At 41.8% G+C, this 13,838-nt stretch carries 12 protein-coding genes; 10 read left to right on the top strand and 2 right to left on the bottom strand.

Annotated features, from left to right (window positions below):
• The first annotated feature begins 67 nt into the window (after positions 1-67).
• The 4 genes from AC5WOC_RS00770 to AC5WOC_RS00785 all read left to right on the top strand — a co-directional run bounded on the left by AC5WOC_RS00770 (position 68) and on the right by AC5WOC_RS00785 (position 7,165).
• A complete protein-coding gene (locus AC5WOC_RS00770; RefSeq protein ID WP_496053502.1) occupies positions 68-1,855 on the top strand; it encodes an MFS transporter in 1,788 nt (595 codons plus the stop codon).
• A 134-nt stretch (positions 1,856-1,989) separates the two neighbouring features.
• Complete coding sequence (locus AC5WOC_RS00775; protein WP_496053503.1) at positions 1,990-2,457, top strand: hypothetical protein; 468 nt, start codon at positions 1,990-1,992, stop codon at positions 2,455-2,457.
• Positions 2,458-2,932: 475 nt separating this feature from the next.
• Positions 2,933-4,675 carry an MFS transporter gene (locus AC5WOC_RS00780; protein ID WP_496053504.1) on the top strand — a complete coding sequence of 581 codons (1,743 nt, stop codon included), beginning with the start codon at positions 2,933-2,935 and terminating at the stop codon, positions 4,673-4,675.
• 822 nt (positions 4,676-5,497) lie between these two features.
• Entirely contained in the window at positions 5,498-7,165 is a 1,668-nt protein-coding gene (locus AC5WOC_RS00785) for a ribonuclease J (protein WP_496053505.1), read from the top strand.
• A gap of 104 nt (positions 7,166-7,269) precedes the next feature.
• Here the strand turns inward: AC5WOC_RS00785 and AC5WOC_RS00790 are convergent, their stop codons facing one another.
• Positions 7,270-8,016, bottom strand: a complete 747-nt coding sequence (locus AC5WOC_RS00790; RefSeq protein ID WP_496053506.1) for a site-specific integrase — start codon at positions 8,014-8,016, stop codon at positions 7,270-7,272.
• Positions 8,017-8,072: 56 nt separating this feature from the next.
• Between AC5WOC_RS00790 and AC5WOC_RS00795 the strand changes: the two genes are divergently transcribed.
• Both AC5WOC_RS00795 and AC5WOC_RS00800 read left to right on the top strand, forming a co-directional pair.
• Positions 8,073-8,489, top strand: a complete 417-nt coding sequence (locus AC5WOC_RS00795) for a hypothetical protein (RefSeq protein ID WP_496053507.1) — start codon at positions 8,073-8,075, stop codon at positions 8,487-8,489.
• Positions 8,490-8,575: 86 nt separating this feature from the next.
• Complete coding sequence (locus tag AC5WOC_RS00800; RefSeq protein ID WP_496053508.1) at positions 8,576-8,905, top strand: hypothetical protein; 330 nt, start codon at positions 8,576-8,578, stop codon at positions 8,903-8,905.
• Between the two features lie 286 nt (positions 8,906-9,191).
• Here AC5WOC_RS00800 and AC5WOC_RS00805 read toward each other — a convergent pair whose 3' ends face one another.
• Positions 9,192-9,827, bottom strand: coding sequence for a hypothetical protein (locus AC5WOC_RS00805; RefSeq protein ID WP_496053509.1), 636 nt, complete (start codon positions 9,825-9,827; stop codon positions 9,192-9,194).
• Positions 9,828-10,025: 198 nt separating this feature from the next.
• On the opposite strand from AC5WOC_RS00805, the gene AC5WOC_RS00810 reads away from it, so the two are divergent.
• From AC5WOC_RS00810 to AC5WOC_RS00825, 4 genes are read left to right on the top strand one after another with little or no spacing between them, the layout of a single operon-like run.
• On the top strand, positions 10,026-11,321 hold the full coding sequence (locus tag AC5WOC_RS00810; RefSeq protein WP_496053510.1) for a phage tail tape measure protein: 1,296 nt from the start codon (positions 10,026-10,028) through the stop codon (positions 11,319-11,321).
• A gap of 17 nt (positions 11,322-11,338) precedes the next feature.
• Positions 11,339-11,659, top strand: a complete 321-nt coding sequence (locus AC5WOC_RS00815) for a hypothetical protein (protein ID WP_496053511.1) — start codon at positions 11,339-11,341, stop codon at positions 11,657-11,659.
• Positions 11,660-11,697: 38 nt separating this feature from the next.
• The gene (locus tag AC5WOC_RS00820) at positions 11,698-12,390 is read left to right on the top strand and encodes a hypothetical protein (protein WP_496053512.1); all 693 of its coding nucleotides are present in this window, start codon (positions 11,698-11,700) and stop codon (positions 12,388-12,390) included.
• Entirely contained in the window at positions 12,391-13,836 is a 1,446-nt protein-coding gene (locus tag AC5WOC_RS00825; RefSeq protein WP_496053513.1) for a distal tail protein Dit, read from the top strand.
• Positions 13,837-13,838: the final 2 nt, after the last annotated feature.

Raw genomic sequence — 13,838 nt, forward strand, 5'->3', positions numbered from 1 at the left:
TAAGAGCCGGAATATTGAGTAAAATAATAAAAAAGAAAGCTGTCGCTATTATTTGTAGGAGTTCTGCATGAAAAGGATCTACTCATCTAAACTAACAGAAATAGTACTGACTGCACTCGTTATCAGTCAGATGCTCATGATTGCTGTGATTCCATCCTTTGTTTTCCAACCATTGAACATTCATGTGAGCAACCAAGGGTTGTCTGTGGGACTTTTTGTAAGTATCTACTCGGCAACCGTAATGGCATGTGGACTTTTTTCCGGAAAAGCGGTTGACCGGTTTGGACCGGAACGAATCCTATTGATTTTTGTCCCGCTTCTGACAGGTATTTATTTCTTGTATCCAATTGTCCGCTCTTCTGGTGAACTGGTGACTGTTCGGGCACTAAACGGAATCCTGTTTGCATTTGTTGTAAACGGATTTGTCGTTCTCGTGAGAAAGAAAGTTTTGTCTTCTAGTGATAAGGTTCAAGCAAAAGTTCATGGAGTTATCAGCGCCCTCAATACAGTAGGATCGGGGATTGCTATGTATGTTGGCATACTCCTTGTGAATCACCTTACCTTGCTATGGATCTATACGATTTTTATCGGCTGGATCGTGGTCATCTTGGTGTATTGGGCTATTCTTGTCAATTGTTTTTCCAAAATGACTGTATGGCAGCTGCTAAACAAGGTATCTACCTCTATCTGTGTCTTTACGCGGAGTCTATTTGTCAAAGAGGCTTTTTTTGTGGCACTTCCTGATGTGGGAATTAGCGCAGTTTACTGGGCTTTCTTGACGTATTTCTCCTTGTATGAGCGACAGGGAGCAGAAATAATTTTGCTTATTCATACAATGGTGTATGGTGTTTCTGCCAGCGTCGTGATGCCAATATTGGTAACCAATCATAACAAGATGGTTGTCGGATGGAGTATTGCAACTCTTGTTTTTGCGCTCATTCTAATCTGGGACAATGGCTTTTACTGGCTCCTTCTAACAGCTGGAGTGATGATCGGGATCGCTATGGCTGGCACCAATCTTGGCATCCTGGAGAGAGTAAACCATTCAGTCGATAAGAAACGACTAGGATCAGCAAATGCAACCGCGAGTTTTCTTCGGCAACTCGGAACTATTATTGGTCCAAGCTATGCTTGGCTGATGTGGAGTGTCTTGGGAAAATCAAATATGTGGCTTGCTCTGACTCCATTGTTGTTGGTCTCGTTTGTGTTTCTTCTGAAGAAGCAAGAGAGCCGAGCAACGGCAGTAGAGTTTATCCTTGCTAGGAAACGCATGGGAGCTTTTTTTGCTGCAGAAAGTGGATGGACTTCATCGCCGCCTATTGGAGTTGCTCTTATGGATTATGCTAGGGATATCTCCAAACTCCAAGCAGGGAAAGAGGAAGTACGTCCATTGAAAGACGGAGATAATGAGAGATTGTTGGCATGGAGAGTGAAACAGCACTGTCATGCCCTGATTGCTTTGAAGTCAGCTGAAGGTTTTCCAGGACTTTCTCTTACCCAAGAAATTCGACAAGTCGAGAAGATGTTGTATGAGCTTTTGGAGAAAATTGAAGTCTCCCATTCGCATAAATATTACAACGCTCTGGTTGGTTCGTGGGGGACAGAGTGCTTTTCTTGGGATAACGATACGATCTACGGACATGCGTATTGGGCTCTTGGAGATCGTATCGAGAAAGTTATGGCTTCACTTAAGAAAATGATTACAGACAGAGTGAAACCTGCGAAGACCCGAGAAGAGTTCCAATGTCTCCTCAGTGCCGTGCAAACCCTTGAACTAATTGATCTGGATTCTGCTTTTCATGAGTGTGGAGTAGAAGATAATTGGAACGCTGCACTACAGATGGTAGCAGCTTAAACAGCTGCTTAGCGCCCTTGTCTCTGTAAAAGAGATAAGGGCGCATTCATTATGTGGGAATTCTTTTTCATTGAAGGAGTCAGAGGTGATTTAGTATACTGAGAAAATAAGTTTTTCTTATAGGAGGATACAGAATGGAAATCTATCAAAATAGAAGGAAAAGACAGAGTTCATTTATTATCAGCTTGTTCTTTTCTATTCTGCTTATTGTCATCGCTATATTCCTGTTCAGTCTTATACTGGGGTTGATTCATGCAGATTTAGAAAATCGGTACATATTGATTATCCCATTTCTTTTTTTTGCGGTATTAGGGGCAGTGGCGGTTTTCACAACATCTGATCATTTTACTTATTTGAAACGAACAGAACCAATCTTATCATTATCCGTTGAAGCTCTTATGATATTCCAAGGAAAGAAAGGAGAAAGTTTTTTGCCTTGGAATGAGGTAGAATGGGTAAGATTTAATTTCATAGGACGTAGAAAATTATTAGTAATAAAAACAACTAAAAAAAGACTGCCAATCAATATACCAACGAAAACCTTACAAGTGGATATGCACACATTGAAAGATGCGTTGAAAGAGTATACTACTGTTCGCTAAGGGCTTAGATGTAGTATTTTTGTTCAGATTTATGGGGAAAATCGCTCCATTTGGCTTCTTGGCGTAATTTTGAAAAATAGCTTATTTTTATTAGTGAAAGTAGCTCCTTCCAAACGGAGCTACTTTGTATTTATGCTGAATATTAAGTAAAATGAATGGGAAGAACCATAACCACCAATCAACCATTGGAGATTTTCGTAAGTCTATCATAGTTTTTGGATTGACCCCATTCAAGCCCAACACCCCTCAAATATGTATTAGCGCAAAAGGATTGATCCATCCGACGGTTCGGCTTCCGATTGTAGAAATGACAAGAAAAGAGAAACAGAAAGTGAATACTTGGTACGATGAGTCAATTCAATAAGATCTGTTAAGGGTCTTATTTTTGATTAAAAAATGAAAAATTTTGAATTGAATATAAGCATATTGTAAAATATAAAAAGACACATAGGTTTGCAAACGATTGGAGATTGCGATGTCCAGATGGAAGCCCACTAGGGAAAGAGTGGGTGTATTTGCGATCGTCGCTGGTCAAGTGACGGTAACAGTCACCACTCAGGACCTTCTCGCACAAGTCTTCCATGTACGATTTGAAGAGGAAGTTGGCGTGATTATGCCGTCGTACATGGCGGCATGTACCTTGTCGAGCCTTTTCTTTGGAAGGTTGACCGACAAGATCGGTCCAAAGAGGATGGCTGCTGGAGTTTTTCCAATGCTAGTCGTCGTACTAGCATTGTATGGGGTAGCTTCTTCCCTTCAAGCCATTGTGCTGGTGAGGGTGGCTCAAGGACTCTTGTTTGGAGCTCTTGGGAGCAACGTGATTCTCCTCACGAGGAGGCTAGTGGGGCAAGATCGGCTTTCTCAGTCAAAGCTGGGGGCAAAGTTTAAGGCAGGCACCTACATGGGTGTAAGCCTCGCCAGCCCTATTGGTTTGTGGCTAGGAAATACGAATGTATGGTCTGCAGTAGTGGTCGCTCTCGTAATCTTCTCCTGTGTTTTGATCTACATGGGAGTCTCCCTGCTTCAGGGAGGTTGGCGGCGACCGCTGAACCTGCCGCGAGTTGACTGGAGGAGCTTTTTTGAACAGAGGGCTCTGAAAGTCTCGCTCCCAGGGATGGGAGTGACTGCGGCCTACGCAGCAGTGTTTACATGGTATGCTGATTTCGTCGGTAATACCACATGGATGGCGAAAGTCATCCTCTTTCTAGTTCCTTGGGTCTGTGGGGCTACGCTTCTGACGTGGCTACCCACGACCTTCGTCAGAATTGGCTACTTCCCCACCATGGTAGGGAGTAATCTTCTGATGATGATCTCACTTCTGCTGATTGACTTCGGCGGGAGTTGGCCTTTGCAGATTGTTGTGGGGTTGGTTGTCGGCATCGCTACAGCTGGCAACAGCCATGCAATGACTGAAGAGACTCTCCACCGTATAGAAAAAGAGAAACACGGTACGGCAACGTCAATGACTGTATTCATCATGCAGTTGAGTGGCATTGCGGGTGTCGCATTGTCCAGTGCGATCTGGACCCGATTGGGAGCTACAGTAATGTGGCCCTTGATGATTCCCTTGCTGGTGATCTGCCTTATCTACCTATTTTTCATCCAGAAGAAGAGTAGCAGTAAAGCAGAAGAGGACACTGAGGCTCAAGTGCCAAAGATGATCGCTCACCATAGGTCAGGTGTTGCTTCCTCCTTGGCAACCGCGGGAGATTATAAGGTATGTTCCAACTTTCTTAACATAGAAGGAGTCGATTTGGACACACTGCCGCTATATTCGCCTGAGTCTGAAACAGTGTCGGATCTGCTAGAAAATGTAGAGCAAGCGCTTAATTATTTGATATGGGCGGGGCTGCAGGAAAGTCATCTCCCTGTCGCTGGTGCGATTTTTCGACTGCAAGAGATGCAGCTGCAACTTATGTTGCAGCTAGCGCCAGATGAAGAGTACCCAGACCGAAGTACTAAGGATAAGAAGGTTCGTGCTCTTCATGAGGCGAAACTTGAAGAAATCAGAAAACATGCTCAGTGGCTTCAAGAAGACGAATTCAGGAGGTACGAGCAGATTAATGAACATTACGACAGAGACCTGCATGTAGCCGAATTCGACTATAGTCAAACTCCGAATCTGCTGCTTGCAGTTAAAGCATTGGGAGTAGTAGACAACATTTCGAGAATCATGAAAGCATACGAAAGAATATCCGGTACATTGATCGCGGCATAGACAAACAAGTGATCATTAGCCTCCTCTCATTTTTGAGAGGGGGTCGATTCGTTATGGGTACCAATTGAATAAAGTCTGAAGATTAAGAAGGGACAGATGAGACCATTGAAAGCCAATCTTCCCTGTCTGCTTCTGTGGAATACGAAGCCACAAGGTCATCTTCAGATATGGAAAAGGCGTTTCTGATCAAAAATGTTCAACAGGCACTTGAGTATCTATACATAATTAAGTTGTACCCAAATGATTTGCCGGTTGAACGTGCAATTTGTCAACTGCTGGAATTGTTTTTGAAACCTTTGCAGAAGCTTAACCCATAAGAAATGAGCGACTATGCTTTGAGAATGAGCTATCTCAAGCCAGTCAAAAATGACATAAAAATGGAAAAGTGATTACGCTGAACTTATGTTTTACAATCAGGAATAATTTTGGAAGATGAATCTCCAAGTAACATGAGGGGCTATTGTCATTTCCCTAAGCATTCTGTCCTCGAATTGTTGCAGGCTGTACAGGTTTTGAATGTGGTAGACACTTCAAGTGTAGCAAAAGCATACGAAAAAGAAAGCTTCACTGCTCTCTTGGTGTAGGATCGCTTAGTATAGAGATGCGATCATCAGCCCTTCTTATAAACGAGAGGAGGCTGATCCGTTTATGCTGGGTGTATCAAAATGAGTATGTCGTTTTTTTACTCCATATATTTGTGACATTTTTATTTTTGCTCTCCTCTATCTTGCATAGCGTTTTTCAATTCGTATATAATGAATATCAAGTGAGATTTGTGCGGTTATAGGGTGAACAACAAAATAAATTTGGGAGGTAAGTTTTTTGACAAAGAACCAGCGAGGCAAGTTGCATGTATTTGCTCTCGGTGGGTTGGGTGAAATCGGAAAAAACATGTATGTTGTCCAATACGAAGATGACATCGTAGTAATTGATTCAGGACTAATGTTTCCTGAGGAAGATATGCTGGGGATCGACATCGTTATTCCAGACATTTCTTATCTCATCGAAAATCAAAACAAAGTAAGAGCAATTATTTTAACACACGGACACGAAGATCATATTGGTGGATTGGCCTACATTTTAAAACAAATCAAAGTACCTGTATATGCGACACAACTAACCATGGGTCTAATCGAACATAAGTTACGGGAAGCACATGTACATGATGTGAAGCGGATTGTTATAACTAATCATTCGGAAATACAACTTGGTCGTTTGAAGGCAAGTTTCTTTAAAACGAATCATAGCATTCCTGATTCTGTTGGAGTATGTATTGATACGCCAGAAGGCTTGGTAGTACATACAGGTGACTTTAAATTTGACATGACACCAGTGAATGAAAGCCAATGCGACTTTCATAAAATGGCGGAAATCGGAAAAAAAGGTGTACTTTGTCTTCTATCGGACAGCACCAACGCAGAACGTCCTGGTTTTACAGGAACGGAACGCTCTGTTGGGGAAAGTTTGATGGAAGTATTCCGCAAAGCGAAACAACGAGTTATTGTTGCTACTTTTGCTTCAAATATCCATCGGATTCAGCAAGTGATAGATGCTGCTTATCAACATGGGCGGAAACTTGCTGTTGTTGGAAGAAGTATGGTAAACGTGGTAAACATTGCATCTGATCTGGGTTACTTAGATGTCCCAAAAGATTTGATCATTGAACCAGATGAAATCAATCGTTTGCCTGCTCATCGCGTAGCAGTAATTTCGACTGGAAGCCAAGGAGAGGCCATGTCAGCGCTTACGAGAATGGCAAATGCTTCTCACCGGAAAATCGAAATTTTGCCAGGAGACACCGTTGTGATTGCAGCAACTCCTATTCCTGGTAACGAAAGAATGATTGGTCGTACAGTCGATCAGTTATTCCGTATTGGCGCAGATGTAGTTTATAGTGCAACTTCTCATGTCCACGTGTCCGGACATGGTCAACAAGAAGATTTAAAATTAATGCTCAATCTCATTCGTCCTAAATTTTTCATTCCGATCCATGGTGAGTACCGGATGCTCCGTGCTCATGCCCAACTAGCCGAATCTGTCGGTGTAAAAACCGAAAACATTTTTATTTGTGATAATGGAGATACAGTAGAATTTTCAGGTGGAAAAGCAAGATACGGTCCAAAAATATCAACAGGCAAAGTCCTCATCGATGGACTTGGTGTTGGTGATGTAGGAAACATCGTCTTAAGAGATCGTAAACTGCTTTCCCAAGACGGTATATTAGTTGTTGTTCTCACCCTAAGTAAAGCAAATGGAACCATCTTATCTGGTCCAGATATTATTTCCCGCGGATTCGTTTACGTGCGAGAGTCCGAAAGATTGCTGGATGATGCGAACAATATCGTCAACCAGACAATGGAAAAATGCATGAAAGATCAAGTAAGTGAATGGGCTTCACTCAAGACTAGCATTCGTGACTCATTGAGTAAATTCTTATACGAACGCACCCGTCGTCGTCCTATGATCTTACCAATTATTATGGAAGTATAATCGACACTCACTAAACGAGAGCCAATTTTCCTTGATATATAAGGGGTTTTGGCTTTTCGTTTTTGTTTAAAACCTCATTTGACCACATTTTGACCACATTAGATTTACACGCTCTTAAAACCCTCATTTTTTGACTCTAATTTTTTCATAGCTTGATCAAAATTTTTAGCAAGATCTTTTTGCATATCAGGGAGTACATGGCTATACGTATCTAGTGTAATCCCTACATTGGCATGCCCCAAGCGTTCAGAAACGACTTTCGGATTCTCACCAAGTAACAGCAAAGTTGTGGCATGAGTATGTCTCAGATCATGAAAAGAAATGGGAGGGAGGTTATTCTTTTTGATCACGTACTTCATGTCACGATTGATATCAGCGGGGTCAATTGGTCTCCCTAAACCACTTGCAACAACTAAATCATTATCCTCATATGCATTTCCGAATTTTAGCTTCAGTTCATTTTGAAGTGCTTTATGTTTTTTTAGACACTGAACAGCAAAACTAGGCAATGAAATGGTGCGTTTCGATCCTTTTGTTTTCGGCTCCTGAAATACAAGTCCTTCTTTTACTTTGGATAATGTCTGGCTTACACTTAATCTTGCATTTTCAAGATCGCAGTTTTTCCATTTGAGTCCAAGTATTTCTCCTTTTCTCATCCCAGTATAGATTGCAAGGATATAAGCGATAAAAAATCTCCTGCCTTGTACAAAGTTTATAAATTGGTTCGCCTCTTCCATTGACCAAACCGTAACATTTCGAGTAGGGATACGAGGGGCTTTGATAAGTGGAGCAATATTCTTAGGTATGTCTTGGGGGAGCAGATCAGAAAGGAACGCTTTTAGCCAATCCAACGTTTACGCAAGGGGAAATCTATGCTCCTCACCAAGTTACAGCGGAGATCAATGGAGTGGATGAGTCGGCAACTATCGAAAGTTTCTCCATCAAGATTGAGACGGGAGCAGATAACGAGGCTGGCCGCACGATTGGTTCTCGATTTCCAAGAAGAGCTTATCGAGGGGCTTTTTCGGTGGAAATCGAAATGGGATTATCTTTTTTCTCTACTACACAATTGGAGCGGTTTTGGGGAACGGCAACGGGTCCAAGTACCAACACATTAACGGAGATTGATACAACCATTCATGTGGGGAACAACATTGATATTTTAATTCCTAGGGCAGTTTATACTGCTATGTCCCAGCCACTCAGTGGTCGAGATCGGATTGAACAGTCTGCCACCATCCGAGCGTTGGTGAAAGCGGATGGGACAGGTCCGATTGAGTTTTCCATCACCAATAATAAAACAAGTTATAGCCCAACTAGTTAGGCTATGTTGTCGGTAATCATTGCTCACAATCTTTCCCACAATGCTTCCGGCAATCTTTCCGACCATAATAGAAAGAAGGAAAACAGATGACAGCTAAATTAACCCCTGCTATTCTTGCAGGAAAATCGTATATCGAGACGATTTCGATACAAGTAGATGACCAAATCTTTGAAGTGGAAATTCGACCTCTCACCCATATCGAGAAAAAGCAAGTGGAAGCCTGTGAACAAGCATCAGTGAAGGTGAACACCAAAAATGCAGGAACGACAGGAAAACTAAACACCCAGACCATTGAAGCCAATGCAGGGGAATTATTAAAGGATCAGGGAAATGCCCAATTAAAAGCTGTGGCATATGGAACCATAGATAAGGAATGGAACGAAAACACCATTAATCAGTTATGGAAATCCGAATAGATAGATCTAGTCTATCAACGGATTGCCGAAATTTCAGGGTTGAAGGGAAACAAATCAGACTCCTTTCGTAAACAGCCATGAAGCAAAGGAGTTTTATTTTTTTATTCGACATCTTCATTTTTCTCCTAGCGATTACTTCCAGTTAACCGAGATACAAAAGCAAGTCCTTATATTCCAGTGGAATGAGGAACAGAAAGCAAATGAACTGAAATTAATGAGATTGAAACCAAAAATCAATAACCCATAGTTTAAATGGGTTATTGACTAATAAGTTTTTATATTTTAATTACGAACCAATAAAACGGTCTAATTCTCTAATCATTTCTTCTGGAATAGGAAGGTAAAGTTGAACGCCATTTTCTTTAGCAACAACAATTCTACTGGAATTTGTATCAATAGTAATAGCGTGTTTTTTTGCTGGAGAGAGATCTTTTTGTTGTTCTTTTGGTGTTGCATCACATGTAACAGCTACCTCATTAAACGAGTTAAATAAGCTAATTTCAATGTCTTTTTTGTCATGATTTTCCTGAATTAGTTCTTCAAGAGGACGTTGCTCTTTGAACATTTTCTCTTTAAGTTTTTTGAATTTAACAGAGTTGTTAGTTCCCATTTTGACTTTGATGAGATTATCACTTCGTAAGTCTAGTCCATTGTCATTAATAAAACAGACTATCTCTTTAGGTCCACAATCAGCAATCAAGTGATGCATTTTATAAACTTTGTTGTATTTACTCCATGTTCCAGTATCAGTAGTTTGAACATAAAATTTATTTTCTTTAAGATAAATTCTCCAAAGACCAGGTGGAAAAGCTATCTTTTCAAAGTCTTTTTTGTATAGGTAAACATTTTGCCTTTGTCCATCAGCATTTAAACAAATAACTTTTGTTAATCCGTTTTTCAGATGTTTAAATTCGTTTTTCATGTGTATCCTCCAATTTACTTTGATTTCGGTTAATTAATTCTATCCTAGAAGCTTATTGTCCTTCCTTTTTTTTACAATTAATTCTACTGGGAGGTTTTTATAGTAAATAATATCATCGAAATTGTCGTAAAAGGGATCGACCAAGCCTCCAAAGTTTTTGATCGTGTTTCCCAAAACGCCGAACACTCCTTTGCTAACGTGGGGGATTCGGTAGATCGAATAGAAGACAAGCTCAGAACACTCCCTGAACCCAATTTGGATATCCGTATTCAAGAAGAACGGGCGAAAGCAGAACTAAATCAATTGCAAAGAGAAGCAGATGTAGCCACCAGAGATCGGCACATGACGATTACGGCAAAAGCAGGACAAGCACTGCTGATCCTGCAACGTGTCCAAGAAAAAATGAAGGAAGTAGGTGAGCGTGGACGAGAAGTCGGGGAAGGTATGATCGATTTCTCCGAAAATGTAGCCCAAGGATTAACGGTTCCCATTGCGTTAGTGGGAGCATTAGTGTTTAAAGCTACGGCAGACGTGGATCATGCCTTGGCGATTCTCTCTGCTCGTGTGGGTGGAGTGAAACAAAGCATCCAACAAGTAACCCCTATAGTGAAAAGCGTATTCGATCAAGGATTAGGGGAAAGTTTGGCGAGTGTAGCTGATGTGGCAGGCTACGCTCGAATGAAATTAAGTAGTTTGTCTACCATTCAATTGCAACAAATCATTGTACAAGCGGAGTCTTTGGAAAAATCCTTGGGAACAGATGCTGTTGGTGCGATAGATGAAGTAATCGCCATCATGGAGACCTACAAAGTGTCTGTTTCTCAGGCGATGGATTTAGTGGCAGCAGGATATACCGAAGCGGATTTGTCCGTTGAAAAGTTAACTGAGGGATTGAAAAAGAATAGTACAGAAAAACAGAAAGCTGCTATCGTAGCAAAAAACCTAAACCAAAAGTTACAGGAGACAAAAGGGCGAACAGAAGAAGTGGCGAAAGCCATGCAGACATCCCCTTATATTCAATTGATCGCTCAATGGCGACAACTACAAGAAGCCTTAACTCCTATTGGAGAACAATTACTGGCTTTATCCCAACAGTATCTTCCACTAGTCATCCAAAAGATACAGGAATTCGGGCAATGGTTTGCATCCCTTTCTAAATCTTCTCAGGTAGCGATCATTGGATTTACAGCATTACTAGCGGTGCTTCCCCTTATTACGATGTTCCTTGGAGCTTTGGTTATGACGGCATCCGCTTTGATTCCCCTGTTTGCTGGGATTGGAGGAACAGCAGGATTGGTCGTAGCAGGAATTGTTGCAGTAGTAGGAGTGTTTACCCTTCTGATGAACTATGTCAAGGGATTCCAAGAAACCGTAACGGCTTTGTGGGATAGTTTTGTTTCATCTATCTCGAACAGTGCCAGTCAATTTGGAACCTATCTTCAACCGATTCAAGTTCTTTTTCCCGACTGTGGCAAGGACTACAACCGTTACTAGGGAGTATTGGAGTATTAGTGGCATCAGCAATTGCCATTATCCTTCCCCTGATTAATGGATTATTTCGGGCATTAGGTCCACTTGCTGCTTTAATCGTCAATGTCATTTCGTTAGCTATCAATACACTCAGTATGCTCGTCGCCTTTCTGGTTGGGGACTGGCAAGCAGGATTACAATATTTAAACAATGCCTCAACGGAATTTGCAAATATTTTTATGAACTTGTGGAATGTACTAGCGGAGTTTGTGATGGGAATCGTTGATACAGTAGTGTCCATGCTAACGGCTATGGGTGTCAATGTGAACGCAATCCTATCCTCCACGGCTAGTTTTTTGTGAGCATCTTTCAATCGATTTATAGCTTTAGCCTTGGAATCATGAGTGGAATAGCAAATGCGGTTACTACTGGGATACGAATAGCGAGTTCCTTTTTCTCTGCTGGTCTTCGATCCATGCAAGCGACTGCTTCTAGTGGCTGGAATGTGATCCTTTCTTTAGCAAGGGGAGTTCTTACCGGAATATCTGGCACTTTTCGTAGCTTGCAAAGTGTGCTTTCTGGAATTTGGTCTGGTATTAAATCTGTGGCATCCAGTAGCTGGAATGCAGTGAAGAATGCCATCATTAAACCGATTCAATCAGCCAAATCTACGCTGCTCGGTATTATTTCAAGCATCCGGAGTGCTTTTGCAAGTATGAGAATCACCGTCCCCAAGCCAAGATTGCCAAGGATTCATATTGGAAGCAGCTCTACCTCCATAGGAGGAATCAGTATCCCTCATCCTACTTTTAGTGTCTCTTGGTTTGCAAAAGGTGGGATTTTTAATCAGCCGAGTGTCGTTGGATTGGCGGAGCAAGGTCCTGAGGCGATTGTCCCCTTATCTTCATCCCGGATGCGTCCTTTTGCACAAGCGATTGCAAAAGAATTGCCTAGTGGACAGAACAATGGAAGCCCTATTACCAATCAGTTTTATATTCAAGCAACGATCCGAGAGGAAGCAGATATCCAAAAGCTGGCCCAGAAACTTAATCGATTACAAAACATCCAAGCAAGAGCAGGAGGTGTGCGTTAGATGTCGATTCGATTTAATGGACTTGATCTGCCTTCCTTTGTGCTGGTGAATGACATCCATATCTCGCTTATCCCACCTGTGAAGCAAACGACGGTTGCTGTGTCTGGACGTGCAGGATTGTATGATTTCGGTGATGAGTTAGGAGAACGGAAGATTACGATAGACATTACCATTGAGGCAAGCACATCTGCCGAACTGCGTTCCAATCTCAGGCAGTTGGCAACATGGCTTTACTATGAGGATGCAAAACAGTTGATCCTACTAGATGAACCAGATAAGTATTATCTAGCCAAAGTAACAGATGAGATCGAACTCAAACAAAATATTAGTATGGCCCAAGGATCGATTACCTTTTGGTGTAGTGATCCTTTTTCTTATGCGATACAAGAGACAGTTGTCTCTTTGAATCCAACGGATGAAACACCCATTATGATTACGAACAATGGCAATCGAGAAGCATCTCCTCGTTTTCAGATGCAGTTTACGCAAAATACAACCGAGTTTGCTCTGGTATTGGGTGAGGACTTTTTATATTTTGGACAACCTTTGCAACAGGATACCCAAACAGCAACCCAGACAAGAGTTACGATGCTCAATGATGATATGTCTTCCCTCACTGGTTGGACAAGCGGTGTTGGAGTAGATGGTGGAGTGATTGCAGGGTCTTTTGCTACCGATGGATTTCGTTTTTCCCAGTCAGGAGGAAATTATGGAACAGGGTCCGCTTGGCATGGGGCAGCCGCTGTGAAAACCATCACAACACCCATCCAAGATTTCACGATGGAAGCTTCTGTCTCCTTAAATCCTACTGCCAATAACCAAATCGGACGAGTAGAGGTCTATTTATTGGATGTGAACAATGCGGTCATCGGAAAGATTGCGATCAAAGACATGTCCGTCAATCTGGAGTCGCCACAATTCGAAGCACGAGCAGGGAATCTGGCATCGGGAACCTTATTTGTCGCCTATCGAGGAAAGAAGGAAGGATATTGGAAAGATTTTAGTGGGATATTACGTTTTTCTCGGATCGGAAATAAGTGGACCTGCCTTGCCGCTATTTTAGACAGCAATGGTAAATGGATCAAGCAGTTCACCTACTCCTTTGTGGATACCAAAAATCTCTATACCGCCAAGCTCGCAGGGGTACAGATTCATGTAGGGGCTTATGCTTCGTATGCCGTTATTCCTATCAATCGATTGTATGTTACGAATGTAAAGATTATCCAAGAAAACGTTCCGGTTACGAACCAAATCCCCTATATCTTTTCTGCGGGAGATGTGCTGGAAGTCGATTGTGGCACAGGTTCCATTTGGAAGAACGGGGAGCCTTATTTTGTTGATTTAAATCCATCTAGTACCTTCATTCAGCTTCCATCTGGAATAAGTGGAATCTCTGTCCTGCCAGCTAGTATCACTAATAGCACGATCACCTTTCGAGAGAGGTGATT

Source organism: Shimazuella sp. NTD247 (assembly GCF_059510415.1).

Excerpts from the sequence above, each read along its gene's own strand:
- AC5WOC_RS00770 (WP_496053502.1), top strand. The coding sequence starts at position 68 with ATGAAAAGGATCTACTCATCTAAACTAACAGAAATAGTACTGACTGCA.
- AC5WOC_RS00775 (WP_496053503.1), top strand. The coding sequence starts at position 1,990 with ATGGAAATCTATCAAAATAGAAGGAAAAGACAGAGTTCATTTATTATC.
- AC5WOC_RS00780 (WP_496053504.1), top strand. The coding sequence starts at position 2,933 with ATGTCCAGATGGAAGCCCACTAGGGAAAGAGTGGGTGTATTTGCGATC.
- AC5WOC_RS00800 (WP_496053508.1), top strand. The coding sequence starts at position 8,576 with ATGACAGCTAAATTAACCCCTGCTATTCTTGCAGGAAAATCGTATATC.
- AC5WOC_RS00805 (WP_496053509.1), bottom strand. The coding sequence starts at position 9,827 with ATGAAAAACGAATTTAAACATCTGAAAAACGGATTAACAAAAGTTATT.
- AC5WOC_RS00820 (WP_496053512.1), top strand. The coding sequence starts at position 11,698 with ATGAGTGGAATAGCAAATGCGGTTACTACTGGGATACGAATAGCGAGT.
- AC5WOC_RS00825 (WP_496053513.1), top strand. The coding sequence starts at position 12,391 with ATGTCGATTCGATTTAATGGACTTGATCTGCCTTCCTTTGTGCTGGTG.